Origin of the sequence: Streptomyces sp. NPDC090108, assembly GCF_044747185.1 — a bacterium.
Classification (GTDB): domain Bacteria; phylum Actinomycetota; class Actinomycetes; order Streptomycetales; family Streptomycetaceae; genus Streptomyces.
Genome location: NZ_JBIVDQ010000005.1, coordinates 235753 through 262456, shown reverse-complemented (window position 1 = coordinate 262456; position 26704 = coordinate 235753). Strand labels below are relative to the sequence as shown.

Genomic DNA, 26704 nt, shown 5'->3' with positions numbered 1-26704 from the left:
CCCAGTCTCACGCACGGCGCACGCCACTGGGACGATCCTCCCGAAGGCGGCCACCGATCGACGGGGCCGACCCGATGAGAGGAGCACCTCATGACGCTCACCACGAACCGGCCCACCGTGGCCGTCCTCGGCCCGGGCGGTGTCGGCGGCCTCCTGGCCGCCCTGCTGTCCCGTTCCGGCCACCGTGTGGTCTGCGTGGCCAGGGAGTCCACGGCGTGCGCCCTGCGCGAGGGCGGGATCGAGGTCCGCAGCGGCCTGTTCGGCGACTTCACCGCCGCCGTGGAGGCGGACACCGAGCTGCGCGAGCCCGTCGACGCCTGCCTGGTCGCGGTCAAGCACACCGCCCTGGACGACGCCCTCACCCGCGTCCCGCCGGCGGCCCTCGGTGACGCGCTCGTCGTCCCGCTCCTGAACGGCGTCGAGCACCCCGCCGCCCTCCGGGCCCGCTACGGCCCCGGCCGCGTCGCCGCCGGGGTGATCCGGGTCGAGGCCACCCGCCTCGGACCCCGGGCGGCGGATTCCGGGTCGACCGGGACTCCCGGGACGGCCGGGCCGGCCTCCGGACCCGTGGTGATCGAGCACGGCAGCCCGTTCGCCGAGATCGACCTGGCGGCCGGCACGGCGTCCCGTCCCCGCCTGGACGCCCTCGCCGCCGCCCTCCGCACCGCGGGCGCGACCGCGCGCGTGGTGGAGGACGAGACCACGGCCCTGTGGGCGAAGATGGCCTTCCTCGCCCCCTTCGCCCTGCTCACCACCCGCTACGGCCTTCCCCTCGGCGAGGCCCGCACCCGCCATCGCGCGGAGCTGGAGTCGCTGGTCGCCGAGACCGCCGAGGTCAGCCGGGCCTCGGGCGCCCCCGCGGATCCGGCCGCCGCCATGGCCCGGTACGACGCCTTCCCGCCCGCGGCCAGGTCCTCCATGCAGCGCGACGCGGAGGCGGGCCGCCCGCTCGAACTCGACGCCATCGGCGGCGCGTTGCTGCGGGCGGCCGCCCGGTACGGCGTTCCGGTGCCGGTGACGGCCCGTCTGGTACGGGAGATCGGCGCCGCCGGCCACTGAGCCGCCCGGGGTCCGGCGGACGCCCACCCGCCGGACCCCTCCCTCCCCATGCCGTACGCACGTGCTCTCCATGCCGCTGCGCGTGTCCCCCATGCCGCCTGCGCGTGTCCCCATGCCGTATGCGCGTGGCGCGCCAGGGTGCCGGGACGGGGGCGGGGAGTCGGACGGCAGGCATCCGCGCGGTCACGCGGCCGGAGGACCCGCCAGCCACTCGTCGTACCAGGCGCGGAAGCCGGGCCGCAGCGGAGTGAGGCCGCCCCAGTCCGGGTCGAGCATCCAGACCTCGCCGGCGAACGGGCCGTTCAGGATCAGCCGGACGAAGGTGCCGCAGCCGTATTCGGCCAGCGTGAGCGTGCCCGGGGTCAGTTCCCCGGTCCCGGCGCCGAGGCGGCCGGGCAGGGGGCCGGTGAGCGGGAACGGCGTGGCGAGACGGCCGGGCAGCCGGTCCGCCTCCCACTCCCCGTCCACGGCCCAGCCGTCCTCGCCGTCCTCGCCGTCCTCGCCGTCAGCGGCCGCGTCCCCGGCGGCCTCGGGGCGGGGCGCGGTCAGCGGCAGCAGGCCGTGAGCGGGACCGGCGGGGCCGTCGCCCACTTCTCCGGCGAAGGCCCGGTACTCGGCCGGGAGAACGATGCCGTGCCGTTCCTCGAAGGCGCGGATCTCCCGCTCCGGCAGAGGGGGCCGCAGCTCGTACCGGTGCGTGTCCGCCCCGAAGCGCTCCCGCCGGGGGTCCCCCGCCGCCATCTCCCGCAGACGCGCGCGCACGGCCGCCCCGTCCCAGCTCTCCATGGACCGAACCATAGGCGGAGGGCGGTCGGGACCGGAGGGCGGTCGGGATCGTCCCGCGGTCCGAGCGGAGCGGAGGGGCGGTCCGGGGGGGGCCGCACCGCCCCTCCGCTCGGAAACCCTTCGCCCCATGGACCACTCGTTCGACTGAAACCTCGTGATCGAACCCGCCGTCCAAAATCGAACAGGCGTACCATTGCCGCGTGGCAACGACCCCTGAATTCCCCCGTGACCTCCTCGCCGGCCAGGAGGAGCTGCACCAGGTCCGGGCCGAGCTGTCGGACCTGCTCAAGCGTCTGCCCTGGTCGGTCGAGCCGCTGGACGGATTCCACGACGACAACGGCTGGCGCAAGGTGGAACGCCCCGCGTCCCCCGGCTGGACCCCGGACGAACAGGCCGAGGTGGAGAAGCTGAGGCGCCGGGAGCACGAACTCGCGGTCTTCGTCAGCGGCCACCGCTTCTGGGCCGAGGTCGCGGCGGCGGACCGTGTGGACGCCCGCACCACACTCAAGCACGCCCGGCAGGGACCCGCACAGGAACCCGCACCGGAGAACAGATGAACGAAGAAGCCCCCGGCCGCGATCGGCCGGGGGCTTCCTCCCGTGTGGGCGCGGACGGTTTCGAACCGCCGACATCCTGCTTGTAAGGCAGGCGCTCTACCCCTGAGCTACGCACCCTCGTCCCGGCTCATGTGCGCAGGACAGGTCGACAGCCTACATGGCCGGAGCGCCTGCGCCGCAAACCACGGAAGGCCGTATCCCGCCAGGACCTGCGGTCACGCGCCGCCCTGTCGCGCCGGGTCCGCCGCGCGCCCGGCACACCGGGTCGTCCGGGGTGCTCCACCGCCTCCTTCTGCAGGCGCACCGCCGCCGCCGGACCTAGCCGCGGCTCCGCCCGCCGCAGCCGCCTTCAGAGCCGCCATGGAGGAGATGTCTCGACCGCCGCACGGCACTCCGGCGGGCGACTTGAGCGGTCTCTGGGACTCTGTCCGGCCGGCTCTTCCGGATCATGTGGCCGGAGGGGAAAATGGGGGCCCGGAAGGCGAACTGACCGACCCGTGTGTTCGTCCTCAACGGGTGGGAGAATGACACCACCCAGGGCGACCACAGCACGGGAGAGGGATGTGACGGCGACACCGGGCACGCCACGTTCGCAGCCGTACCCATCGTCGACCGCACGCACCCCGCACCGGCGCGGCTCCTCGGCGCTGCGCGACACACTGACCCTGATGAGCCTGCCGGTGCTGGCCGCTCTCGCGGTGCCCGCGGCGTTCGCGGGCGGGGGCACCCGGCGCTGGTTCGGCGGGCGCGCGGAGAGCCAGCGGGCGGAGGCGCAGGCGGCGAAGGACGCGGCGGCTGCCGCCTTCTACGAACTCGACACCGCCCAGCGGGACCTGAGGATCTCCGTCGAGACCATCACGGCCGTGGACGACTCCCCCGCCGCCCGCCGCGCCGTCGCCGAGTTCGCGGCACTGGGCGGCCGCATCGACGAGGCCAGCTCGCGGTACATCCAGGCCGTCGACGCATGCGACCTCGACCGGGACGACCTCGACGCCTCGGCCGCCGTCCGCGCCCGTACCGAACTGACCGCCGCCAAGGACGAACTGACCGGCGTCAAGCGGGAGCTGGACCGCTACGGCAGCTCGCTCGGCCCGCTGCTCGGCAAGGCCGAGACCCAGCTGGCCCGGCTCGCGCCCGCCGTGGAACGCGCCCGGCAGTCACTGCTGGGCGCGAGCAACGCCCTCGACGCGGCACGGGCGCAGAACCTGCGCGCCGACGATCTCGCCGCCCGCCTCGCCGCCCTCTCCCCCGAGCTGACCAAGCTCGGCCAGGGCGCCGGGCAGCACGGCGCGGCAGCGACCCTGGAACGGGCCGAGCGGGTGCAGCGCGAGGCCGGAGCGATCCGGGCGGAGGCGGAACGGCTGCCGGAGAAGGCCGCCGAGATCGACCACCGGCTGGTCAGCCTGCGCACCCGCGCCCAGGCACTGACGACCCGCGCCGGACAGGTCGACCCGGTGCTGAGCGAGCTGCGACGGCGCTTCTCGGCGGCGTGCTGGCAGGACCTCCAGCAGGTGCCGGCGCAGGCCGCGGAGAACGTCCGGCAGGCCGAGCTGAAGCTCAGGGAGGCGCAGTCCGCGCGGGACGCCCAGCGCTGGCCGGACGCCACCTCGCTGCTGTCGACCGTGCGCGCGCTGCTCAACACCACCGACGAGGCCGTCTCGGCCGCCGGTGACCGGCTGACCCGGCTGAACGCCGTGCAGAAGGATCCGCAGGCGGAGATCCAGCGGGCCCGGTTCGCGATCCGCGACGCCCAGCGGCTGGCCATGACGGGCCGTACGACCCCGGACCCGCGGCACGCCCGCCCGCTGGACGACGCGGTGGCGCGGCTGGAACGGGCGATCGGCACCCTGGAGGGCGGCCGGCATCCGGACTACTGGCACTTCCTCACGGAGACGGAGGCGGTGCGGGGGACGGCCACCCGGGTGGTGTCGCAGATCCGCGAGGAACGCGGGGGCGGCACGGGCCACTGAGGCGCCGCAGCCCCCGGATCCACGGGGCACCGGAGGCTCCCGGCCGTGACCGGCGGTAGCGGGGTCCCGACCCGTGCGTGTTGCCGGTGGGTCCGGGCGGGCCGATATTGGGAGGGACGGCTGATCTCCGTACGCCGACGCCCGAGGGAGGCGGCACATGGCCACACACGCGGTGCACAGGCGGTCCGAACGCCCCGCACGCGGACGCATCCGATTCGACGAGCACCTGCCCGTCGACCACCGTCTGAACACGGTCTACCGGATCGGCGCGGGCGTCATCGGCCTGTTCCTGCTCGTCTTCGGCATCCTCGGCCTGGTCGACGAGATCGGCTTCTTCAGCACCGGCGGCGACACGGTGGCGGGCCTGAACACCAACGGCGCGCTGAGCGTGCTGTCGATCGTCGTGGGTGTGCTGCTGCTGATCGGGATGGTGATCGGCGGGAACCTCGCGTCCACGCTGAACATGGTGTTCGGCATCCTGTTCATCCTGAGCGGGTTCGTGAACCTGGGTCTGCTGGACACCGACAGCAACATCCTGGCGTTCAAGATCCAGAACGTGTTCTTCACGTTCGTCGTGGGCGTCCTGCTGATGGCCTTCGGGATGTACGGCCGGGTCGGCTCGACCCTGCCGCACGACAACCCGTACTGGCGCTCCCGCCACCCCGAGGCCGCGGAAGCGGAGTCCGGGCCCACGCGGCCGGCGATCACTCCGAAGCCCTGACGGACCTGACGGACCTGACGGAACCGGCTGACACGTGCGGGGCCCCGCGGGGCCCCGCACGGCTAATCTGTGCGCATGCCTCGCTACGAGTACCGCTGCCGGACCTGCGGCGACACCTTCGAACTCAGCCGCCCGATGGCGGAGTCCGCCGCCCCCGCGGCCTGCCCCGCCGGACACGACGACACGGTCAAGCTGCTGTCGGCGGTCGCCGTGGGCGGCACGTCGGCCGGGCCGGCCCCGGCACCGCGATCCGGCGGTGGGGGCGGTGGCGGCTGCTGCGGCGGAGGCTGCTGCGGCTGACCGGGACGGGTGGGCCAACAAGCGTTGGCCCCAGCCTGGTCCCTCTTCTGCCGGGCCGACGAACGTGGGCCGACGAGCGTTGGCCCACAGCCGTTGACCAACGGGCGTTGACCAACAGGCGTTGGCCCACAGGTGTTAACTCACCGCCGCCGGCCCACCGACGCTGACTCACCGGTGTTGGCCAACAGGTGTTGGCCAACAGGCGTTGGTCACCAGCCGTTGACCCATCAGCGTCGGCCTGCGGGCTGCATCGGCCTGCGGGCGGCGTCAGCCCGTGACCGCGGTCGCGCCTCGCGCCGCCTTCAGGAACTCCCGGGTGATCCGTTCGCCCGCCAGCACCCCCCGCTCCGGCAGGGCGGTGATCGCCGCGGCGGTCCAGTCGATGTCGGCCAGCTCGCCGTGGCCGGGCCGCCAGCCGCGATCGGCGGCCAGCAGCAGGTCGGCGTCCAGGAGGGAGTCCCCGGCCGTCAGGGTCAGTTCCGCGCCGGTGCGCCGGGCGACCTCGCGGACGGCCGCGCTCTTGGTGAGCGGCTTGGGGACGGCGTAGATCTTGCGCCCCTGGAGGGACACCGTCCACCCCCGCTCCCCGGCCCACACGGACAGCTCCTCGACCCACTGCTCGGGCAGCAGCTCCCGCTCGACGACGAGATAGGCGAACAGGTCCTCCGCCACCCGGTGCTTGCGCAGCCACGCGGGGTCGGCGGTCGCGTCGAGACGGGCGCGGACCTCCTCCAGCGGCGCGCACTCCTCGGCGAGGCGCGCCAGCACCCCCGCGTGCCAGTCCTGGTCGGTCACGCCGTCCACCAGGAGATGACCGCCGTTGGCGCAGATGGCGAACCCGGGCTGCGGTCCGGGCAGGTTGATGCGCTGGTACTGCTTGCGGGTACGGGTCGTGGTGGGCACGAAGACGGCCGCGTCGCCCAGGTCGGTCAGCAGCCGGGCCGCCGTCTCCGTCATGTACGACAGCGGCTTGTTCTCGTGGACCTCCACGCACAGCAGCCGGGGTGCCCGCGCGTCGGGCATCGTCAGGGCCAGGGCGGCCGAGGAGTAGATCAGCGTACGGTCGAGATCGCTCGCCACCAGTACGGCCATCAGAGGTTCACCGCCTTGCCGTCGGCGCCGGTCGCACCCCGAGTGTACTTGGGATGGATCAACCCGACGCAGGTGTACGGCAGTTCGGCCACCTCCTCGACCGGCACCCCGCGCTGCCGCGCGAGCAGCCGCACATGGTCGAGGTCGGCTCCGGCGCCGGCCCGGGCGAGGATCTTCCAGGGCACCCGGCGCAGCAGCACCCGCGTGGTCTCGCCGACGCCGGGCTTGACGAGGTTGACGTCGTGGATGCCGTACTCCTCGCTGATCCGCTCGACCGCCCGCCAGCCCTCCCAGGTGGGGGTGCGGTCCCCGGCCGCCAGCTCCTCGACCGCCGCGTCGACGGCCGCGTCGACCTCGGGGAAGCGGGCGGCCACGGCGTCGAGGAAGGCCACGGAGACGTCGGCGCCCGCGAGTTCGCGGTAGAACTTGGCGCCGTGGAAGTCGTCGGGACCGACCAGGTCGGCGCGCAGGACGGTGCGTGAGATCAGGCCGGAGACGGTCGAGTTGAGACAGGCGGAGGGTATGAGGAAGTCCTCGCGGGTGCCGTAGGTGCGCACGCAGGAACCGGGGTCGGCGAGCACGGCGATCTCCGGGCTGAAGCCGGTGATGCCCTCCCGCTTCTCGAACTCCTCGATGGCGTCCGCGAGTTCGCGGGTGATGGCGCCCTTGCCGGTCCAGCCGTCGACGAAGACGACGTCACGGGGGTCGTGGTGGGCGGCGAGCCAGCGCAGCGCGTTGGCGTCGATACCGCGGCCCCGGACGATGGAGACCGCGTAGTGCGGCAGCGTGTGGCCGTGGCGGTACTGGGCCCAGCGGCGCATCAGCACACCCACGGGGGTGCCGGCGCGGGCCAGGGAGACCAGCACCGGCCGGGGCGCGGGGGCACCGGCCTCCGGGGCGGGGCGGGACCGGGCCAGCTCGGCGATCACCGTCTCGGTGACGACGCCGACGGCCTGGGCGATGCGGGCGGCCGAGGCGTCCAGGGCGGCGTGGAACAGCTCCTGGTAGCGCTCGCTGGGCTGGTACTCCACCGGCAGCGACTCGGCGTAGTGCGCGCCGCCGCTCTGTATGGCCTCCTCGCGCTCCTCGGTCGGCGCCTCCAGGGTCACGTCCGAGAGGTCCTGGAGCAGCCAGCCGACCTCCTCGGGCGCGTACGAGGAGAAGGCGGGGCCGCGGAGGGGCTCGGGCAGCATGGGCGGCCTTTCGGGGGCAGCGGGGGACGCGGGGGCGTAGGAGGGGACGACCGCGAGCAGGACGTGCGGGACGTGTGCGGCGAGGCGGCCGAGGAGTCCTTCAGGGGCCCGCAGCAGGGGGGTGTCGGCGGCGGAGTCGACGACGGCGACCACGGCGTCGAACCCCGCGCCTGCGACGTTGTAGGCGTAGCGCTCGCCGGGGCCGTCGGCCGGGTCGTCGTGGGCGGGGAAGGCGAGGCGGGTGCGGATGGCGTACCCGGGGTCGTCCACGGCGAGGACGGGCGAGCGGGTGGTGGTCGAGAAGCGCACCTCGGCCGGGACGACGCGCTCCAGTTCGCGGGCGATGCGCAGCGGGGCGTACATCAGCTCCTCGAAGCCGAGCACGAGCACCCGGCGGGCGCCGGCGGGCAGCGCCTCGGCGACCCGGGCGGCCATGCCGGGCAGGGCGGCCTCCAGGCGGGCCCGGTGCGCCGGGGTGAAACCGTGCCGGCCGCCGTCGGGCAGACCCCGGGGCCAGTGCAGGTCCACGCGCCCGGTCCGCCCGTACGACGCCCCGGGGGCATCCCCGGCAGGCCTGTCGCCCCCGGCGAGGCCCTCCTGTCCGGCACCGGCCTCGTGCGCGCCGCCGTCCGACAGTCCGGCACCGGCCTCGTGCCGGGCGACCAGTTCCTGGCCCTTGGCGAGGACGCCGTCCGGGAGCCGTACCGTGCCGGAGGCCGTCGCGACGAGGTCTATCCGGGCGCCGATCTCGGCGGCGAAACGTTCCAGCCTGGCGGCGTCGTCGGCCGAGCGCATGTCGACCAGGGCGACCACCACGTACCGGCGCCGCGGATGGCGCGCGTGCAGGTCGCGGATGGTGTTGAGGACCGTGTTGCCGGTGGAGAACTCGTCGTCGACCAGCACCAGCGGGCCGTCGCCGGCGAGCAGGGCCGGGTCCTCGGGGAGCAGCAGGTGGGAGGTGGCGTGGGAGTGGGACTCCTCGAAGCCGCCCGCCGGGGTGAGGCCCTCGACAGGGCGGCGGGTGGAGTGCAGGTACGGGGCGTCGCCGAGGCCGTCGGCTACGCAGTGGCCGAGTCCGGTGGCGGTCTCCGCGTAGCCGAGGACCACCGCGGTGGCCGCCTCCCGCTCGCCGAGCAGCTCGCGGACCCGGCGGCCCAGCCGGAAGCCGTGGCCGTGGACCACGGCGGGCGACTGCGGTACGTGCTTGCCGAGCACGTGCGAGACGAGGAGGTGGGCCCGCTTGGGGTTGCGGCGCAGCGCGAGCCCGAGCATGGCCGTGAGGCCGTCGTCGCCCTCCAGTTCGACCCCGAGCCGCTCGGCGACCCAGCTGCCGGACCAGACCCCGTCGTTCACTGCCTTGTTCATGCGTTCCTTGGGTTGAGGAGGGTCAGCCGGGGATTCCGGCGGCGAGCAGCTCCACGAAGCCGACGTCCTCGTTGGCGACGCCGAAGACCTCGGCGCGCAGCAGGGTGCGCTCGGCCCAGGCCCGGTGCGGCTTCACTTCGTTCATCTTGTTCGTGTAGGCCGAACGGAGGACACCCCCGCCGCCGCGTTCCGGCCGCAGGATGTCCTGGGCGTCGCTGAACTCCTCGTGGCTGACCACGGACAGCGCGTGTACGGGCAGGACGTGGGAGGGGTGGATGCAGGTCTTGCCGAGCAGGCCGTTCGCCTGGTCGAGGGAGATCTCCCGCAGCAGCCCGTCCATGGCGTGCTCGATCAGCTTCTCGCGCAGTTCCACGGCCTGCACCTCCAGGAAGGGGCTCTGCCGCAACTGTGGCTTGAACATGCGTTCGGGGACGCGGAAGTACTCCCAGACCGGTCCCGTCACGGTGAATCCGGTGCCGTCGGCCCGGCCGAGCATGTTGACCACGTCGGCGATCACGGAGGCGACGATCTGGACGTCGTAGGCGGTCATGTCGGGGGCGCGGCGCAGGCCGTAGGAGGAGCAGAAGTCGGTGACGCCCAGGCGCAGGGCCAGGACCCGGTCCCGGTGGCTGCCGACCGCGCGCAGGATGCCCTCCAGGGTCTCCACCCGGGTCTCGCGGTAGAGCAGCTCGGGCGACTCCAGGACGGGCATGGCGAACAGCCTCCGTCCGCTCGCCGCCTCGGCGGCGCTGAGCGCCTCCAGGAAGGGGCCGCCGCGCTCCCCGGTGAACTTGGGCAGCACGAACCCGGACAGCAGCCGTACGGTGCCGCCGAGGCGCCGGACGAGGTCGGGGATCTGCGCGGGGGTGCGGACCCGGATGAAGAGCAGCGGGAGTTCCGCGTCGCCGCGGGCGTCGAGGTCGGCGAACTGGCGGACGAGGTTCTCCTCGCCGGCCGGGACGTCCGCGTCGTCGATGGAGTCCTCCAGGCACAGCACCATCGACACCACGCCGACGGCGGCCTGCTTGAGGATGTCGTCCGCGAGGCGGGGCCGGGTGGCCGGGCTGTACAGCGTCGCCCCGAGGGCCGCGGAGAGCAGCCGGGCCGGGGAGTCGGCGGTGAACGTGCACGGCTCCTGGTGGAAGAGACGCTTCCGCACTTCGGGGGCGAGGTGCCCGAAATGACGCATATAACTCCCTCAGGGGCCGGGCCCGGTCTTCGAGTTGGGTAAAACGTGGCCGGTAATAGTACGTAGGGATGTATGTCAGAGGTTCCCCACGAGCGTGAATTTCCGGTAACCCCCCGGTGGAGGTGGGTACACCCCCCGCATTGTCGTGGCCAGGACGGAGAAGGCAGGATGACCGCATGACGCACGCGATGCTGAAGGGGTCGAACGTCCCGCTGGAGGTCACCACGGTGCGCGCCGTGCTGCGCTGGACGCCTGGACAGGGCGTTCCCGACGTGGACGCGTCGGCGCTGCTGCTGGGCTCCGACGGCCGTGTGCGCTCCGACGAGGACTTCGTCTTCTACAACCAGCCCCGGCACCCCTCGGGCAAGGTGTGGCGGCTGGGCAAGAAGCGGATCGCCGACGGGCTGACCGACACGATCCAGTCAGATCTGACCGGGGTCGAGCCGGAGGTCGGCCGGATCCTGCTCGTCGCCTCGGCGGACGGGATCCCCTTCGACCGGGTCCCGGCACTGGGGATCCTGATCTACGACGGTTCGGAGACGGACCCCGAGCCGCTGGCCCACTTCGAGATCAAGCCGGAGACGGGCTCGGAGACCGCCCTGATCTGCGGCGAGCTGTACCGGCGCGGGGACGGCTGGAAGTTCCGGGCGCTGGGCGAGGGCTACTCGAACGGGCTGAAGGGCCTGGCCACGGACTTCGGCATCTCCGTGGACGAGGCGGAGGCCGAGGAGGAGCCCCGCCGCCCGGAGTCGCTGTCCGTGCCGCTTCCCCCGGAGCAGCCGACGTCCACCCTGCAGACCCAGCAGACGTCCGCGCTCCCGGCGGCCCAGCAGACGTCGGCGCTCCCCGCCCAGTCGGCCTACGGCTACCCGCAGCCGACCTCCGCGCAGGCGCCCGCGTACGGCTATCCCCAGCCGGCGTACGGCTACCCGCAGCCCGTCGCGGCCGTACCGCTGGACCCGGACTTCCGGCTGCCTCCCCAGGGGCCGCAGTTCCTCTCGCGCTAGCCACCCGTACCGGGGCCCCCTAGCGGTCGGCCTTGGTCTTGTAGCCGCGGCCCCAGGTGAGCCCCCAGCCGTAGAGCCGGTCCAGCTCGCCCTGGAAGCCGTACACGAACTTGACCTCGCGCCGGACGACCAGTTCGCCCTTCACGTTCTCTATCAGCACGACCGCGCACGAGCGGGCCTGGGGGTGCCGCTCGTCGAGGCCGATCTCGATCCGGGGGCCGTTGCTGGGGAAGAGGGTGACGATCGCGTGGGTGCGGTCGAACGCGGGCGTCCGGTCGTAGATGTAGACGAAGACCAGCAGCCGCTTGATGGCGTCCCGGTGGTCGAGGTTGATGTACATCGTCTCGCCGGACGCCGAGCCGAACCGGTCGTCCCCGCTGAGCTTGATGTACGGCGGTGAGTTGACGTCCCCGAGATAGCCGCCGAGGGGCTGTACGACACCCTTCGTACCGTCGGTCAGCTCGTACAGGCAGCCGAGGTCGAGGTCGACGTTGACCATGCTCTGCCCGTGTCCGAGGACTTCCGGGGGCTTGAGCGCCCGGAACGGGTGGCGCAGGAGGCTGTTGCGCGGGTTGGTGTCGAAGTCGGAGGTGCGCATCCGCCAGGTCAGGTTGACGCGCAGATGACCCGTGGCCGCGTCCTGCTTGGTGAGGGACACCTGCTGGTGCCGCCGGGTGAGCTCGATCGCGTTGGACGCGGCGCTGCCCGAGTCGAAGTCGGCGGTGCGCCCGCCCCGCAGCCCGTCGAAGAAACCCATTCCGCCCCCTGGTGATCGTCCGTACGCCGTCGGGGCGGCCGGGCCGAGCCGGCCGCCCCGCTCAGAGCGTTCCTCACCGCGGGGGGCATCACACCCCGCCACGTCCCTGATCTTGCCCGTAGGGGGCTCTCAGGGGCGTGGGAGGCGTGCCGGACCCCGAGGCGTGTCAGACCCCGGAGGGGATCTCGGTCTTCTCGTCCGAGCCCGCCTCGCCCTCCGCGGCCGCGAGCGCGCGGTTGCGGCGGACCGAGGACCAGAAGGACCAGGCGATCAGGACGACGCCGACGAGACCCGTGATGACCTCGTTGATCTCGTACTGGATGGTGACCATGAGGATCACGGCCAGGGCGCCGATCGCGTAGTGGGCGCCGTGCTCCAGGAAGACGTAGTCGTCCAGGGTGCCCTGGCGGACCAGGTAGACGGTGAGCGAGCGGACGTACATCGCGCCGATGCCGAGGCCCAGCGCCATCAGGACGATGTCGTTGGTGATGGCGAAGGCGCCGATGACGCCGTCGAAGGAGAAGGACGCGTCCAGGACCTCGAGGTAGAGGAACATGAAGAACGCGGCCTGACCGGCCAGGACCACCGCGGGGCGCTTCTTGCCGGTGCGGGCGGCCTCCTCCTCCTGCTCGTGCTCGCGCTCCTCCTCTTCCTCCAGCTTGTCCTCGAAGAACCCGGAGAGCCCGCCGACGATCATGTACGTGATCAGGCCGGCGATGCCGGCGATGAGGACCGTCTGCGCCTTGTCGACATGGGCGCCGCCGTGCTGGTGGGCGTGGGTGGCGAAGGTGAAGGACGTGATCAGCAGGACGATCAGGGCGATGCAGACCGACAGCATGTCGACCTTGCCGAGCTTGGCCAGGGGCCGCTCGATCCAGCGCAGCCACTGGATGTCCCGGTCCTCGAAGATGAAGTCCAGGAAGATCATCAGCAGGAACATGCCACCGAACGCGGCGATCGCCGGGTGGGCGTCGGTGACCAGCTGCTGGTACTGGTCCTTGTTGTTGAGCGCGAGGTCGACCGCGTCGATCGGGCCGATCTTGGCGGTGATCGCGACGATGACGACGGGGAAGACCAGCCGCATGCCGAAGACCGCGATGAGCACGCCGACCGTGAGGAAGATCTTCTGCCAGAAGGCGTTCATCTTCTTCAGGATTCCGGCGTTGACCACCGCGTTGTCGAACGACAGCGAGATCTCGAGAATGGAAAGGATCGCCACGATACCGAAGGCCTTCCACCCCCCGTAGAAGACCGCCGCGACCAGGCCGATCGCGGTGACCGCGAACGACCAGCCGAAGGTTTTCAGAAGCACTGGCTACCCCATCGTGTGGTGCGGGTCCCTCCCGGACGCGGTCCCGGGGAGGATCTCCCCCGCGTCGTACCCGACTTTTTACGAAACATTGACTCCGAAGTCTAGAGCGATGCCGCGCAGACCGGACGCGTACCCCTGGCCCACCGCCCGGAACTTCCATTCGCCCTGGTAGCGGTAGAGCTCGCCGAAGATCATGGCCGTCTCGGTGGAGGCGTCCTCGCTCAGGTCGTAGCGGGCCAGTTCCTGGCCGTCGGCCTGGTTGACCACCCGGATGAAGGCGTTGGAGACCTGTCCGAAGGTCTGGGCGCGCTCGTCGGCCATGTGGATCGAGACGGGAAAGATGATCTTCTCGCACTGCGCCGGCACCCGGGGCAGGTCCACCAGGATCGACTCGTCGTCGCCCTCGCCCTCACCGGTGAGGTTGTCTCCGGTGTGCTCCACCGAGCCGTCCGGGCTCGTGAGCTGGTTGTAGAACACGAACCACTCGTCGCCCATCACCCGGTTCCCGGCGCCGCACAGCAGGGCACTGGCGTCGAGGTCGAAGGGGGCGCCGGTGGTGGACCTGGCGTCCCAGCCGAGCCCGATCAGGACGTTGGTGAGGTTCGGTGCGGCCTTCGACAGGGAGACGTTTCCTCCCTTGGCTAGCGTGACGCCCATGCTGCTGGTCCTCCCCTGATGAAGCTTCCCTGGTTCTCTGCGCGTCCGGCGCCGCCCGTAAACGGTGCGGCGCCGGATGCGCGGGTACGGCGGTGTGGCCGGACGTGTCAGACGTTGACGCCGAAGTCCTGGGCGATGCCGCGCAGACCGGAGGCGTAGCCCTGGCCGATGGCGCGGAACTTCCACTCGGCGCCGTGCCGGTACAGCTCGCCGAAGACCATGGCGGTCTCGGTGGAGGCGTCCTCGCTCAGGTCGTAGCGGGCGATCTCCTGGCCGCCGGCCTGGTTGACCACACGGATGAAGGCGTTGCGGACCTGGCCGAAGGACTGCTGGCGGTTCTCGGCGTCGTAGATCGAGACCGGGAAGACGATCTTCTCCACGTCGGCCGGGACCCCGGACAGGTCGACCTTGATCTGCTCGTCGTCGCCCTCGCCCTCACCGGTGAGGTTGTCTCCGGTGTGCTCGACGGAGCCGTCCGGGCTCTTGAGGTTGTTGAAGAAGACGAAGTGCTGGTCGCTCGCGACCTTGCCGGCGTTGTTCAGCAGCAGCGCGCTGGCGTCCAGGTCGAAGTCGGTGCCGGTGGTGGAACGCACGTCCCATCCGAGGCCGACGATGACGGCGGTCAGGCCCGGGGCCTCCTTCGTCAGCGATACGTTGCCGCCCTTGCTGAGGCTGACTCCCACGGGTCCTCCATGTGGTGTCCAGGGGCGGGAAGCCCCGTAGTGCTTCGGATATGGGATCAACGTGCCGATCCTAGTGACGGGTTCCCGCCCCCGCAGACCCTGGAACCGGGCGATTCACGCCCGGCGGCCCAGGGGTGCGCTCAGATGGTGTCGAGCGCCTTGACGTAGCCGTCGAGGTCGCGCGCGTCCATCAGAGCGTTGAGCACGGTCCAGCGCACGATGCCGTCCTTGTCGATGACGAACGTGCCGCGGTTGGCGAGACCCTTCTCCTCGTCGAAGACGCCGTAGGCGCGGGAGACGTTGCCGTGCGGCCAGAAGTCGCTCAGCAGCGGGTACTCCAGGCCCTCCTGCTCGGCGAAGACGCGCAGGGTGTGGATGGAGTCGTTGGAGACGGCGAGCACCTGGGTGTCGCGGTCCTCGAACTTCGGCAGGTTGTCGCGCAGCTCGCACAGCTCGCCGGTGCACACACCGGTGAAGGCGAACGGGTAGAAGAGCAGCACCACGTTCTTCTCGCCGCGGAAGTCGGAGAGCTTCACGGTGCGGCCGTGGTTGTCCTTGAGCTCGAAGTCGGGCGCCTTGTCGCCGACCTGGATCGCCATCGTCGTGCTTCCCTTCGGTGGACCGTTCGGGTGAGAGCGCGGCAAGCGCTCGGAACCACCCTACGCAGCGATCACCGCGGGGCATCGGACGGGCCGGGCGAACCCGGCCCGTCCGGCGTCACGACCGGGCCGCGGGCCGTCCGGGAGTCTGCGGGAGCAGCCCCGGGCGGCCTGCGCGGCACACGGTCACTTCTTGGACTTGGCCGCCTTCGGCGTCGCCAGACGGCTGCCGCTCCAGTCCTTGCCGACGCTGACGCTCTTGGAGGCGGTCAGGCCGGCGGTCGTCGCGGCTTCCGAGATGTCGCTCGGCTCCACGTACCCCGCACGGCCGGTCTTCGGCGTGAGAAGCAGGATGGCGCCGCCCTCTTCGATGTACGTGGTGGCATCCACCAGCGCATCCGTGAGGTCTCCGTCGTCGTCACGGAACCACAGCACAACGGCGTCGGCTACGTCGTCGTACTCCTCATCCATGAGGTCGGTCCCGATGACTTCCTCGATGGCCTCGCGGAGTTCCTGATCGACGTCGTCGTCGTAGCCGATCTCCTGGACCACCTGCCCGGGCTGGAACCCCAGCCTGGCGGCAGGGTTCGTCCGCTCCTCCGCGTGGTCCGCGGTCGCGCTCACGGGTTGCCTCCTGATCATGTTTTGGTGAATGTCTCAGCCACGCGCGTACGCGAAGCATTGGCCGTAGTCCACACGGGCGGGACGGATCGCGCAAGTACCCGGCCGTCCTGACCGCCGAAACGGTGACGATCCTGGCCGTGTCGCCGCAACTTCTGGCACCGTATCCCGATTCCCCGGGAACCACATCACACCGATGTGCCCGGAATGCACGGTTCGGAATCATCCGTCGATACGTTGCTCGAACAACTTTGCCATGCCCGTCACGCCCCGGGCGTATCGTTGCGTTTTGACCGGGGGACGAAGGGGACGGCGTGGACGCACGCGGCACGGACGGGGCGCACGGCTGGACGCTCCGCCCGGCGCATCGGTGGATGTGCCGGCAGGTGTAACGGGGCAAACGTACCGGTAGACGTGACGGGCGCCGCCCCGAGGTACACGATGGGGAGCGGTGCAGGCACGAGAGAACAAGCGGCCCCCCGAAAGGTAAGGAACAGCGTGGTTTCCGGATCCGATCGCAACCCGATCATCATTGGCGGCCTTCCGAGTCAGGTTCCTGACTTCGACCCCGAGGAAACCCAGGAGTGGCTCGACTCGCTCGACGCCGCCGTCGACGAACGCGGCCGGGAGCGGGCCCGCTATCTCATGCTCCGCCTGATCGAGCGGGCCCGCGAGAAGCGCGTGGCCGTGCCCGAGATGCGCAGCACGGACTACGTCAACACCATCCCCACCAAGAGCGAGCCGTTCTTCCCGGGCAACGAGGAGATCGAGCGCAGGATCCTCAACGCGACCCGCTGGAACGCGGCCGTGATGGTCTCGCGGGCCCAGCGGCCCGGTATCGGCGTGGGCGGCCACATCGCCACCTTCGCCTCCTCCGCGTCGCTGTACGACGTGGGCTTCAACCACTTCTTCCGCGGCAAGGACGGGGGCGACGGCGGGGACCAGGTCTTCTTCCAGGGGCACGCCTCGCCCGGCATCTACGCCCGCGCGTTCCTGCTCGACCGGCTCTCGGAGAACCAGCTCGACGGCTTCCGCCAGGAGAAGTCGAAGTATCCCGACGGGCTCTCCAGCTACCCCCACCCGCGCTCGATGCCCGACTTCTGGGAGTTCCCGACCGTCTCCATGGGCCTCGGCCCCCTCGGCGCGATCTACCAGGCCCGGATGAACCGCTACATGGAGGCGCGCGGCATCGCCGACACCTCGGCGTCGCACGTGTGGGCGTTCCTCGGCGACGGCGAGATGGACGAGCCGGAGTCCCTCGGCCAGCTGTCCATCGCCGCGCGCGAGGGCCTGGACAACCTGACCTTCGTGGTCAACTGCAACCTCCAGCGGCTCGACGGCCCGGTGCGCGGCAACGGGAAGATCATCCAGGAGCTGGAGTCCGTCTTCCGGGGCGCCGGCTGGAACGTGATCAAGCTGGTCTGGGACCGCAGCTGGGACCCGCTGCTGGCCCAGGACCGCGACGGCGTGCTGGTCAACAAGATGAACATCACCCCGGACGGCCAGTTCCAGACCTACGCCACCGAGTCCGGTGCCTACATCCGCGAGCACTTCTTCGGCGACGACCACCGGCTGCGCGCGATGGTCCAGAACATGACCGACGACCAGATCCTGCACCTGGGCCGCGGCGGACACGACCACCGGAAGATCTTCGCGGCGATGTCGGCGGCCAAGGCGCACAAGGGCCAGCCGACGGTGATCCTCGCCAAGACCATCAAGGGCTGGACGCTGGGCCCGAACTTCGAGGGCCGCAACGCCACGCACCAGATGAAGAAGCTGACGGTCGACGACCTCAAGCGCTTCCGGGACCGTCTGCACCTGCCGATCTCCGACCGGGAGCTGGAGTCCGGCGCGCCGCCGTACTACCACCCGGGCCGGGACTCGGAGGAGATCCAGTACATGCACGACCGGCGCAAGTCGCACGGCGGGTACGTCCCGACGCGCGTCCTGCGCGCGAAGCCGCTCCCGCTGCCGGACGACAAGACGTACGCGGGTGTGAAGAAGGGCTCCGGTCAGCAGTCCATCGCGACGACGATGGCGTTCGTCCGGCTGCTGAAGGACCTCATGCGGGACAAGGAGATCGGCAAGAGGTTCGTGCTGATCGCGCCCGACGAGTACCGCACGTTCGGCATGGACTCGTTCTTCCCGAGCGCGAAGATCTACAACCCGCTCGGCCAGCAGTACGAGGCGGTCGACCGCGATCTGCTGCTCGCGTACAAGGAGTCGCCGACGGGTCAGATGCTGCACGACGGCATCTCGGAGGCGGGCTGCACGGCCTCGCTGATCGCGGCCGGCTCGGCGTACGCGACGCACGGCGAGCCGCTGATCCCGGTGTACGTCTTCTACTCGATGTTCGGTTTCCAGCGCACCGGCGACCAGTTCTGGCAGATGGCCGACCAGCTGTCGCGCGGATTCGTGCTGGGCGCGACCGCCGGCCGTACGACGCTGACCGGTGAGGGCCTCCAGCACGCGGACGGCCACTCGCAGCTGCTCGCCTCGACCAACCCGGCGTGCGTGGCCTACGACCCGGCGTACGCGTACGAGATCGCGCACATCGTGCAGGACGGGCTGCGCCGCATGTACGGCGGCGAGGCCGACAACCCCGGGCACCCGCACGGCGAGGACGTCTTCTACTACCTCACCGTCTACAACGAGCCCATCCAGCACCCGGCCGAACCGGCGGACGTGGACGTCGAGGGCATCCTCAAGGGCGTGCACCGGATCTCGGAGGGGACCCGGGGCGCGATCCCGGCGCAGATCATGGCGTCCGGCGTCGCGGTGCCGTGGGCGCTGGAGGCGCAGCGGATCCTCGCCGAGGAGTGGGACGTCAGGGCGGACGTCTGGTCCGCGACCTCCTGGAACGAACTGCGCCGCGAGGCCGTGGCCTGCGAGGAGCACAACCTGCTGCACCCGGAGGAGGAGCAGCGGGTGCCGTACGTGACCCGGAAGCTGGGCGGGGCCGAGGGTCCGTTCGTGGCCGTGTCCGACTGGATGCGGTCGGTTCCGGACCAGATCGCGCGCTGGGTGCCGGGGCCCTACCAGTCGCTGGGCGCGGACGGGTTCGGCTTCGCGGACACGCGGGGCGCGGCGCGGCGGTTCTTCCACATCGACGCGCAGTCGATCGTGGTCGCGGTGCTGACCGAGCTGGCCAAGGAGGGCAAGGTCGACCGCTCGGCCCTGAAGCAGGCCGTCGACCGCTACCAGCTGCTGGACGTCGGCGCGGCGCATCCGGGAGCCGCGGGCGGCGACGCGTAGCGGCCGCCGGGTGTCATGCGGGTGAGGGCGGTGGGGTTCGGCTCCACCGCCCTTACTTTTTCTTTACCATGCGGACATGGAGGAACATTCCGCGCAGAAGCGGTGGGAACGGCACACTCAACGGCCCTTGCTCGCGCTGGCGGTGGCCTTCGCCGTCGCGTACGCCGTGCCCATCGTGCGGAGTTCCGCGAGCCCCTCGGTGACGGCCTGGTGCACCGGGGTGGAGTGGGTGGTGTGGGCGGCGTTCGCCGTGGACTACCTGATGCGGCTGGCGCTCTCCGACCGGCGCCGGGAGTTCGTCCGCGGGCACTGGCCCGACCTGTGCGCGGTGGTGCTGCCGGTGCTCCAGCCGCTGCGGCTGCTGCGGCTGGTGTCGACACTGCTGCTGGTGGGGCGGCGGGCGCGGATGGCTCCGCAGATCCGGCTCACCACGTACGTGGTGGGCTCGGTGATCGGGCTGCTGATGTTCGGCTCGCTGGCCGTGCTGTCCGTGGAACGGCAGTCGCCGGACGGGAACATCCGGACACTGGGTGACGCGGTGTGGTGGTCGTTCACGACGATGACCACCGTCGGATACGGCGATCACGCGCCGACGACGGGGCTGGGGCGGATGATCGCGGTCGGTCTGATGCTGTCCGGGATCGCGCTCCTCGGCGTGGTGACCGCGAACATCGCCGCGTGGTTCATCGCGCGGTTCGACAAGGACGACGACGAGGAGCGGCGGCAGACCGAGGCGATCACCCGACTGGCCGACGAGGTGCGGCTGCTGCGGGCGGAGGTGGCCCGCCTGGCGTCCCGCGAGGAGCAGCCGCGGTGACGGCACGTCACCGGGGGGACGGGGGCGGGCTCGCACGGGCCGCGCCCCCCCGGGCCCTGGGGCACCGGGGGGCGGCCGCAGCGGACCCTGTCAGAGGATCCCGTTGCTCCAGGCCGTCATGCCCACGAGGGCGACGAGGGCCAGCAGGGTGTCGATGGCCCCGAGGACCAGGGCCACCAGGGCGGGGACGGAGCCGGCCGAGGCCCACTTCCCGCCCATGGACCGCCAGCCGCAGAACATCGCGACGGGGCCGAGGACGATGCCCAGCACGAAGAAGCCGGCCACCGCGCAGATGGCGCCGATGATGCCGAGCGTCGCACGGTCCGGCCCGGTCCGCTGCCATGTCCGGCCGCGTGACCGGGGGTACCCGCGCGTGCCGTTCCCGAAGACCGCCATCATCAACTCCTCGATGTTTCCGGACAGTTCGGCTTCGGTAGCTCGGGTACCCCGGTTTCCGCGGGGCAGGCCCCCCGGACGGCTTCCCGTCGCGGCGGACCTCAGATGTGGCCCACGCCCGCGCCGGCCTCCGCGTTCTCGCCGCGCTTGGTGAGCAGGGCGACGAACACGGCGACCGCGGCGACGCCCGCCGCGACCAGGCAGGCGAGGCTCATGCCGGAGATGAAGGTGTCGTGGGCGACCTCGGTGATCTTCGCGGCGATGGGAGCGGGCGCCCCCTTCGGCACCGGGGCCACACCCACCTGGACGGCCTGGGAGACCTGGTCCAGCTGGGACGGCGTCAGCTTCGGCAGACCGGCGCCGGTCCAGTTGCCCGCCAGGTCGTTGTCGACCTTGGAGGCCATCACGGCACCCAGCACCGCCGTGCCGAGGCTGCCGCCGATCTGCATGGCCGCCTGCTGGAGGCCGCCCGCCACACCGGACAGCTCCATGGGGGCGTTGCCGACGATGACCTCGGTGGCGCCGACCATCACGGGTGCGAGGCCGAGGCCGAGCATGGCGAACCAGACCGACATCACGCCGCTGCCGGTGTCGGCCTTCAGCGTCGACATGCCGTACATCGCGGCCGCGGTGAGGATCATGCCGGAGGCGAGCGGGATGCGCGGGCCGAGCTTGGTGATCAGCGCGCCGGCCAGCGGGGAGCCGACGATCATCATGCCGGTGAGCGGCAGCAGATGCAGTCCGGCGTCGACGGGGCTGAGCCCGTGGACCTTCTGGAGGTAGAAGGTCACGAAGAACAGGCCGCCCATGAAGGCGATGGCCATGAGGACCATCAGGACGACACCCGCGGACAGCGGCACCGAGCGGAACAGCGCCAGCGGGATCAGCGGCTCGCCGACCCTGGTCTCCCAGACCGCGAACAGGCCGAAGAGCAGCGCGGAGGCGGCGATGAACGTCCAGGTCATGCCGTCGCCCCAGCCCCAGGCCGGCGCCTTGATGAGGGCCCAGACCAGGCAGAACATCGCGCCGGACAGCAGCGCGATGCCGGGGAGGTCGAAGGAGCGCGGCGCGTTCTCGGCGCGGTGGTCGCGCAGGATCAGCAGGCCGAGGACGAGGGCGAGCAGGCCGACGGGCACGTTGATGAAGAACACCGACTGCCAGTTGACGTGCTGGACCAGCACGCCGCCGAGGATCGGGCCGCCCGCGGTGGAGGCGCCGATGACCATGCCCCAGATGCCGATCGCCATGTTGAGCTTCTCGGCCGGGAAGGTGGCCCGCAGCAGGCCGAGCGCGGCCGGCATCAGCAGCGCGCCGAACAGGCCCTGGAAGACCCGGAAGGTCACGACCATCGGGATGCTGTCGGACAGCCCGATGGCGCCGGAGGCGAGGGCGAAGCCGGTGACGCCGATGAGGAAGGTCTGCCGGTGGCCGAAGCGGTCACCGAGCTTGCCCGCGGTGATCAGGGAGACCGCGAGGGCGAGGAAGTAGGCGTTGGTGATCCACTGCACGTCGGAGAAGCTCGCGTGCAGGTCGTCGGCGATGGCCGGGTTGGCGATGGCCACGATGGTGCCGTCGAGGGCGACCATCATGACGCCCACGGCGACGGTGATGAGGGTGAACCAGGGATGGCCGCGCAGTCCGGCGGCCGGAGCCGGTGCCGGAGAGGCCGTCGCCGCCCCGTCCCCCGGCCCCGTCGTGTCGATGGTGGTCTGACCAGTCATGCGTTCGAGGCTAGTGACAGTCGCTGACAGTTGACAACGGAATTCACTAGTCGGTAACTGACATGTCGTACGCACCCGGTCCCGAATCGGGCGTATGTTCACGGGAAGAGAAAGAGACGGACAGTGATGGACGAGGTCATGGAGTCGCTGCGCGAGCGCAAGAAGCGGCGTACGCGTGAGGCGCTGCTGCTGGCCGCCCTCGAACTGTTCACCACGCAGGGGTACGAGCGCACGACGGTCGACGAGATCGCCGAGGCGGTGGACGTCTCGCAGCGCACCTTCTTCCGCTACTTCGCGGGCAAGGAGGACGCCGCCTTCGCCGTCCAGGAGATGACCGAGGCGCACTTCGTCGCGGCGGTGCGGGCACGGCCCGCCGGGGAGGCGCCGATGCAGGCGCTGCGGCAGGCGGTGCTGGAGGGCTGGGACGCGATCCGGGAGACGGTCGAATCGGCCGTTCCGGTCGAGCTGTACCTGCGCATGTACCGCACGATCGAGTCGACGCCGGCGCTGCTCGCCGCCCATCTGCGCCGGTCCGCGGCGACCGAGGAGACCATCGCGCGGCTGCTCGCCGAACGGGAGGGCGTCGACGTGGACACCGACCCCCGGCCGCGGCTGGCCATGGCCGTCTTCTGCGGGGTGATAAGGGTCACCGAACGCCGGTGGAGCACGGGGGACGACTTCAGCCTGGAGGCGATCCGCGCGCTCACCGCGTCGTACCTCGACCAGGTGGGACCCGCGCTCACCGGGCCCTGGCGCACCTCCTGAGCGGACCCGTCCGGGGGGCGCGGACGCGCCGCGTCCGAGAATGTGCGCGCCGCCTGACCGGGAACCGGACCGGCACCTGAAATCGTTGGCACCTCGACGGACGACCGCCTGTAGATCGTCCATTCGTCGACGAAACGTGATACCTGTCACTCGGTACCCCCGAGACCCTCCCGTTCTCCTAGTGTGTCCTCCCAGTGATTCCCTTCCGCACCTCCCCGCAGCTCCTCGTCTGGCGCGCGACGCTGGCGCTGGCCGTCGTGTTCATGATGCTCGCGACGACCGGCTGGACCGCCCTGCGCACGCACCGGGACTCGACCGCGATGCAGTCCTCCCTCTCGGAGTGGGAGCACGGCAGCATCCGCGGCGGCCCGCGCCTGCCGGATCCGAAGGCCTCACCGGCCGAGCTCTCCCGCTTCTTCTCCTCGCTCACCCCGCGCGAGCGCCGCGGTCTCGCCCACCGCTACCCGCTCGCGGTCGGCAACATGAACGGCGCCCCCACTCCCCTGCGCTACCGCGCCAACCGCATCGCGCTGGAACAGGCCCGTGACGTCGAGCGGGAGCGTGTGCACGACAGCCGGCTCAGCACGGCGGGCCAGCAGGACGCCAGGCGCCGTATGCAGCGCTACGAGGCGCTCATGCACCCCGGCCGGCACATCCTGGCCTTCGACCCCGGGGGCTCGGGCCGGGTCGCCGAGGTGTTCGGCGACCTCGACCGGGCGCAGCGGATCTCCGTCGTCGTCCCCGGTGTGGACACCGACCTGCTCACCTTCGAGCGGACGAGCCGCGAGTACACCGCGCCGGTGGGCATGGCGAAGGCGCTCTACGCCGCCGAGCGGCAGGCCGCGCCCACGGCCCGGACGGCCGTGATCGCCTGGGCCGACTACACCTCCCCCGACGGGCTCGGCGTGGACGCGGCCACCGCGATGCGCGCCGAGGACGGCGCCGTACGGCTGAACGCGCTGCTGCGCGGCCTGCCCGGCCGGGCGCCGGTGTCGATGTTCTGCCACAGCTACGGTTCCGTGCTCTGCGGGGTCGCCGCGCCCGGCATGCCGGGGCGGGTCAGTGACATAGCGGTGGCCGCGAGCCCCGGCATGCGGGTCGCGAAGGCGGCGCACCTGCGCACCTCCGCCCGCCTGTGGGCGATGCGCGACGCGTCCGACTGGGTGCAGGACGTGCCGTACCTGGAGGTGGGCGGGCTCGGGCACGGTGCCGACCCGGTGTCCCCGGCGTTCGGCGCGCGGGTGCTGTCGGCGCACGACGCCCAAGGGCACAGCGGCTACTTCCAGCCGGGCACGGACAGCCTGCGCAACCTCGCCGACATCGGCGTGGGCGCGTTCGGCGCGGTGACGTGCGCCCGGGACGAAGACTCGTGCCGGACCGGTGTGCCGGACGCGGCTCCCGCCGGACGCGCGTAGAAACAGCAGGAAGTGCGGTCTGCTCGGGTGGCGACGGAGGAGCGGGTGCCGCATACGATGAGCCGCATGGGTGACGTACTGGCGGGTTTTCATGCCGTCTGGGAGTTCGAGTCAGACTCCGTGCTCATCCGTTACGAACGGGGGATCCGGACACCGAAGCTGTTCCAGGCCCTGGGCGTGAGACGCGTCCCGCTGTCCGCGGTGGAGGGGGTGACCCTCGGCCCGGGCAAGCGCGGCACGGTCGTCCTGCGGCTCACGCCGCGCCCCGGCGCCGACCCGCTGATGGACGCGGCGGCCGGGCAGCTGCCCGAGGGCTCCGATCCGTACCGGCTGGTGCTGCCGGCCGAGCGCGAGACGCTCGCCGAGTACTACGCCGACGAGCTGAAGGGGCTGCTGGCGGAGTCCGGGTCCGGTCCGGCCGAGCGGTACCTGGTCGACGCGCCGGCCGCTCCGCTGCACTTCAAGGCGTACGACGCGAAGGCCTCCTTCGACGGCTCCACCGTGCAGTTCCGCTGGTCGTGGACGGGCGCGTCGTCGGCGAAGTGGAAGGCCGGCGACCAGAGCTTCGCGGTCACGGACCTGAGCGGGGTGGAATGGCGCTCGCCGGAGGTGTTCGAAGGACATCTGCGGCTGCTGCGGCGTTCCGCCGAACCGGCGGAGGCCGTGCAGGCCGACCAGGATCCGGCGGCCGTCGTCTTCGGGCTCGGGTACGGCCCGGTGCACGAGTCGCTGCCGTTCGCGGCGGCGGTGCTGGCGGCCCTGCGCGCGCGGGGTCCGGTTCCGGTGGCACCGGCGCCCGCCCGGCGTGACCCGGCGGACATCGCCGAGCGGATCCGGCATCTCGGGGAGCTGCACCAGGCCGGGCTGGTGACCGACGAGGAGTTCTCCTCCAAGAAGAGCCGGCTGCTCGACGAGCTGTAGCCACCGTGCCGCACGCCGCGGCACGGCCGCCGGACCCTCGGGCCGGCGGCCGTCGGCGGTTACTCCCGGCCCGCGGAGGTGAAGCTCATGTCGGCGTAGCGATCGCCGGCCACCTTCGCCGCGATCGGCTCCAGACGGGACAGTTCCTCGTCCGTGAGGGTGAGGGACGCGGCCGCCACGTTCTCCTCCACCCGGCCCGGCTTGCGGGTGCCCGGGATGGGGAGGACGGCGAGGCCGTGGACGGCCGCGCGCTGGTGCACCCAGGCCAGGGCTATCTGCCCCGGGCTCGCCCCGTGGGCCTCGGCGATCTCGCGGACCGGGGCCAGCAGAGCGGCGTTGGCGGAGGCGTTGTCGCCGGTGAAGCGGGGCTGGTGCCGGCGGAAGTCGCCTGCGGTGAGGTCCGTGCCGGCGTCGGTGAAGGAGCCGGTGAGGAAGCCGCGGCCCAGCGGGGAGTACGGCACCAGGGCCACCCCGAGCTCGCGCACCGCAGGGACCACCTGCTGCTCGATGTCCCGGCTGAACAGGGACCACTCGGACTGCACGGCGGCGATGGGGTGGACGGCGTGGGCGGTCCGCAGCTCCTCCGCCGTGACCTCGCTCAGTCCCAGGTGCTTGACCTTGCCCTCGCGGACCAGGTCGGCCATGACGGCGACGGTCTCCTCCAGGGGGACGTTCACGTCGCGGCGGTGCATGTAGTAGAGGTCGATCACGTCGACGTCGAGCCGCCGCAGGCTGGCCTCGACCGCCTCGCGGATGTACGGCTCGTCGTTGCGGATGATCCGCTTGGCCGGGTCGTCCGGCGGGATGGAGAGGGCGAACTTGGTGGCGATGACCACCTCGTCGCGGTGCGCCTTGAAGAAGGGGGAGAGGAACCGCTCGTTCTCCCCGGCGCCGTACGCGTCCGCCGTGTCGTAGAGCGTCACGCCGAGCTCCAGGGCCCGCTCCAGGGCGGCCCGGGAGGCGTCCGCGTCCGACGGGCCGTAGCCGAAGCTCATGCCCATGCAGCCGAGTCCCTGGATACCGGCCTCCGGTCCGCCTTCGCCGAGCCGTACCGTCGGGATGGTGCCGTCCGTCATCGGGTGTTCCCCTCCGTCGCGTAGAAACTGATCTTGCGGTCGAGCACGGCGAGCGTGTCGTGCAGTTCGGCGATCCGGGCCAGCACGTCCCTGCGGGTCGACTCCAGCAGGTCCTGCCGGTCCGTGTAGGTGCTCTCCCCCTCGCGCACCAGTTCGGCGTACCGGACCATGTCCGCCACCGGCATGCCGGTCAGGCGCAGCTTGGTCACGAAGTCCAGCCAGTCCAGGTCGCGGTTGCTGTAGCGGCGCTGGCCGGTGTGCGAGCGGTCGATGTGCGGCATCAGGCCGATCCGCTCGTACCAGCGCAGGGTGTGCGCGGTCAGGCCGGTGAAGGTGACGACCTCGCTGATCGTGTAGCGGTCCCGGCCGTCGGGCCGGGGGTGGCGCCGGGGTGGGGCGGCACAGGTGTCCGCGGCGGCGGACGTGGCTTGCGGGGCGGCCGTGGGGGTGGTCTGCAGCACCGTCATGGC

25 protein-coding genes and 1 tRNA gene are annotated in these 26704 nt (G+C 71.6%); 11 read left to right on the top strand and 15 right to left on the bottom strand.

Annotation, left to right across the window (positions count from 1 at the left end; translation table 11 throughout):
• The first annotated feature begins 90 nt into the window (after positions 1 to 90).
• Complete coding sequence (locus tag ACIPRD_RS19450; RefSeq protein WP_401564521.1) at positions 91 to 1059, top strand: ketopantoate reductase family protein; 969 nt, start codon at positions 91 to 93, stop codon at positions 1057 to 1059.
• Positions 1060 to 1242: 183 nt separating this feature from the next.
• Here the strand turns inward: ACIPRD_RS19450 and ACIPRD_RS19445 are convergent, their stop codons facing one another.
• Positions 1243 to 1845 carry an SMI1/KNR4 family protein gene (locus ACIPRD_RS19445; protein WP_401564519.1) on the bottom strand — a complete coding sequence of 201 codons (603 nt, stop codon included), beginning with the start codon at positions 1843 to 1845 and terminating at the stop codon, positions 1243 to 1245.
• Positions 1846 to 2045: 200 nt separating this feature from the next.
• Between ACIPRD_RS19445 and ACIPRD_RS19440 the strand changes: the two genes are divergently transcribed.
• Positions 2046 to 2402, top strand: coding sequence for a hypothetical protein (locus ACIPRD_RS19440; protein ID WP_356397889.1), 357 nt, complete (start codon positions 2046 to 2048; stop codon positions 2400 to 2402).
• A 45-nt stretch (positions 2403 to 2447) separates the two neighbouring features.
• On the opposite strand, the gene ACIPRD_RS19435 is transcribed toward ACIPRD_RS19440, so the two are convergent.
• Positions 2448 to 2519, bottom strand: a tRNA-Val gene (locus ACIPRD_RS19435).
• 446 nt (positions 2520 to 2965) lie between these two features.
• On the opposite strand from ACIPRD_RS19435, the gene ACIPRD_RS19430 reads away from it, so the two are divergent.
• The 3 genes from ACIPRD_RS19430 to ACIPRD_RS19420 all read left to right on the top strand — a co-directional run bounded on the left by ACIPRD_RS19430 (position 2966) and on the right by ACIPRD_RS19420 (position 5393).
• Complete coding sequence (locus tag ACIPRD_RS19430; protein ID WP_356397886.1) at positions 2966 to 4372, top strand: hypothetical protein; 1407 nt, start codon at positions 2966 to 2968, stop codon at positions 4370 to 4372.
• A gap of 157 nt (positions 4373 to 4529) precedes the next feature.
• Positions 4530 to 5093 (top strand): DUF4383 domain-containing protein, encoded by a 564-nt coding sequence (locus ACIPRD_RS19425; RefSeq protein WP_356397883.1) that lies wholly within the window; start codon positions 4530 to 4532, stop codon positions 5091 to 5093.
• 75 nt (positions 5094 to 5168) lie between these two features.
• Positions 5169 to 5393 (top strand): zinc ribbon domain-containing protein, encoded by a 225-nt coding sequence (locus ACIPRD_RS19420; RefSeq protein ID WP_356397880.1) that lies wholly within the window; start codon positions 5169 to 5171, stop codon positions 5391 to 5393.
• Between the two features lie 267 nt (positions 5394 to 5660).
• Here ACIPRD_RS19420 and ACIPRD_RS19415 read toward each other — a convergent pair whose 3' ends face one another.
• Genes ACIPRD_RS19415 through ACIPRD_RS19405 form a run of 3 tightly spaced genes read right to left on the bottom strand, consistent with a single transcriptional unit; the run spans position 5661 to position 10232 of the window.
• Positions 5661 to 6485, bottom strand: a complete 825-nt coding sequence (locus ACIPRD_RS19415; RefSeq protein ID WP_356397877.1) for an HAD family hydrolase — start codon at positions 6483 to 6485, stop codon at positions 5661 to 5663.
• Positions 6485 to 9043: a phosphoribosyltransferase gene (locus tag ACIPRD_RS19410; RefSeq protein WP_401564515.1), complete on the bottom strand. Its 2559-nt coding sequence runs from the start codon at positions 9041 to 9043 to the stop codon at positions 6485 to 6487. Before ACIPRD_RS19410 ends, ACIPRD_RS19415 begins: the two co-directional genes overlap by 1 nt.
• A gap of 22 nt (positions 9044 to 9065) precedes the next feature.
• Entirely contained in the window at positions 9066 to 10232 is a 1167-nt protein-coding gene (locus tag ACIPRD_RS19405) for an HpcH/HpaI aldolase/citrate lyase family protein (RefSeq protein ID WP_356397871.1), read from the bottom strand.
• 176 nt (positions 10233 to 10408) lie between these two features.
• Here ACIPRD_RS19405 and ACIPRD_RS19400 point away from each other — a divergent pair, with 176 nt between their 5' ends.
• Entirely contained in the window at positions 10409 to 11239 is an 831-nt protein-coding gene (locus ACIPRD_RS19400) for a TerD family protein (protein ID WP_356397868.1), read from the top strand.
• 19 nt (positions 11240 to 11258) lie between these two features.
• Here ACIPRD_RS19400 and ACIPRD_RS19395 read toward each other — a convergent pair whose 3' ends face one another.
• The 6 genes from ACIPRD_RS19395 to ACIPRD_RS19370 form a co-directional block, all read right to left on the bottom strand.
• Positions 11259 to 11996 (bottom strand): Tellurium resistance, encoded by a 738-nt coding sequence (locus tag ACIPRD_RS19395; protein WP_356397865.1) that lies wholly within the window; start codon positions 11994 to 11996, stop codon positions 11259 to 11261.
• A 166-nt stretch (positions 11997 to 12162) separates the two neighbouring features.
• Positions 12163 to 13308 (bottom strand): DUF475 domain-containing protein, encoded by a 1146-nt coding sequence (locus ACIPRD_RS19390; RefSeq protein WP_356397862.1) that lies wholly within the window; start codon positions 13306 to 13308, stop codon positions 12163 to 12165.
• A gap of 78 nt (positions 13309 to 13386) precedes the next feature.
• A complete protein-coding gene (locus tag ACIPRD_RS19385) occupies positions 13387 to 13965 on the bottom strand; it encodes a TerD family protein (RefSeq protein ID WP_356397860.1) in 579 nt (192 codons plus the stop codon).
• 107 nt (positions 13966 to 14072) lie between these two features.
• The gene (locus ACIPRD_RS19380) at positions 14073 to 14648 is read right to left on the bottom strand and encodes a TerD family protein (protein ID WP_356397857.1); all 576 of its coding nucleotides are present in this window, start codon (positions 14646 to 14648) and stop codon (positions 14073 to 14075) included.
• Positions 14649 to 14788: 140 nt separating this feature from the next.
• Positions 14789 to 15247, bottom strand: coding sequence for a peroxiredoxin (locus tag ACIPRD_RS19375; protein ID WP_356397854.1), 459 nt, complete (start codon positions 15245 to 15247; stop codon positions 14789 to 14791).
• A 186-nt stretch (positions 15248 to 15433) separates the two neighbouring features.
• Positions 15434 to 15871 carry a DUF3052 domain-containing protein gene (locus ACIPRD_RS19370; RefSeq protein WP_356397851.1) on the bottom strand — a complete coding sequence of 146 codons (438 nt, stop codon included), beginning with the start codon at positions 15869 to 15871 and terminating at the stop codon, positions 15434 to 15436.
• 495 nt (positions 15872 to 16366) lie between these two features.
• Here ACIPRD_RS19370 and aceE point away from each other — a divergent pair, with 495 nt between their 5' ends.
• Together aceE and ACIPRD_RS19360 are read left to right on the top strand one after the other, a co-directional pair.
• On the top strand, positions 16367 to 19123 hold the full coding sequence (aceE, locus tag ACIPRD_RS19365) for a pyruvate dehydrogenase (acetyl-transferring), homodimeric type (RefSeq protein WP_356397848.1): 2757 nt from the start codon (positions 16367 to 16369) through the stop codon (positions 19121 to 19123).
• Positions 19124 to 19199: 76 nt separating this feature from the next.
• A complete protein-coding gene (locus tag ACIPRD_RS19360; RefSeq protein ID WP_401564507.1) occupies positions 19200 to 19940 on the top strand; it encodes a potassium channel family protein in 741 nt (246 codons plus the stop codon).
• Positions 19941 to 20030: 90 nt separating this feature from the next.
• Here ACIPRD_RS19360 and ACIPRD_RS19355 read toward each other — a convergent pair whose 3' ends face one another.
• Positions 20031 to 20336 carry a small hydrophobic protein gene (locus ACIPRD_RS19355; protein WP_401564504.1) on the bottom strand — a complete coding sequence of 102 codons (306 nt, stop codon included), beginning with the start codon at positions 20334 to 20336 and terminating at the stop codon, positions 20031 to 20033.
• Positions 20337 to 20437: 101 nt separating this feature from the next.
• Entirely contained in the window at positions 20438 to 22057 is a 1620-nt protein-coding gene (locus tag ACIPRD_RS19350) for an MFS transporter (RefSeq protein ID WP_356397840.1), read from the bottom strand.
• A 138-nt stretch (positions 22058 to 22195) separates the two neighbouring features.
• Between ACIPRD_RS19350 and ACIPRD_RS19345 the strand changes: the two genes are divergently transcribed.
• From ACIPRD_RS19345 to ACIPRD_RS19335, 3 genes are all read left to right on the top strand, one after another.
• Positions 22196 to 22822, top strand: a complete 627-nt coding sequence (locus tag ACIPRD_RS19345; RefSeq protein WP_356399080.1) for a TetR family transcriptional regulator — start codon at positions 22196 to 22198, stop codon at positions 22820 to 22822.
• 194 nt (positions 22823 to 23016) lie between these two features.
• Positions 23017 to 24237 (top strand): alpha/beta hydrolase, encoded by a 1221-nt coding sequence (locus ACIPRD_RS19340; RefSeq protein ID WP_401564500.1) that lies wholly within the window; start codon positions 23017 to 23019, stop codon positions 24235 to 24237.
• Positions 24238 to 24303: 66 nt separating this feature from the next.
• A complete protein-coding gene (locus tag ACIPRD_RS19335) occupies positions 24304 to 25158 on the top strand; it encodes a DUF4429 domain-containing protein (protein ID WP_356397836.1) in 855 nt (284 codons plus the stop codon).
• Between the two features lie 59 nt (positions 25159 to 25217).
• On the opposite strand, the gene ACIPRD_RS19330 is transcribed toward ACIPRD_RS19335, so the two are convergent.
• Both ACIPRD_RS19330 and ACIPRD_RS19325 read right to left on the bottom strand, forming a co-directional pair.
• A complete protein-coding gene (locus ACIPRD_RS19330; RefSeq protein ID WP_356397833.1) occupies positions 25218 to 26234 on the bottom strand; it encodes an aldo/keto reductase in 1017 nt (338 codons plus the stop codon).
• A complete protein-coding gene (locus ACIPRD_RS19325) occupies positions 26231 to 26701 on the bottom strand; it encodes a MerR family transcriptional regulator (RefSeq protein ID WP_356397830.1) in 471 nt (156 codons plus the stop codon). Before ACIPRD_RS19325 ends, ACIPRD_RS19330 begins: the two co-directional genes overlap by 4 nt.
• Positions 26702 to 26704 lie beyond the last annotated feature (3 nt).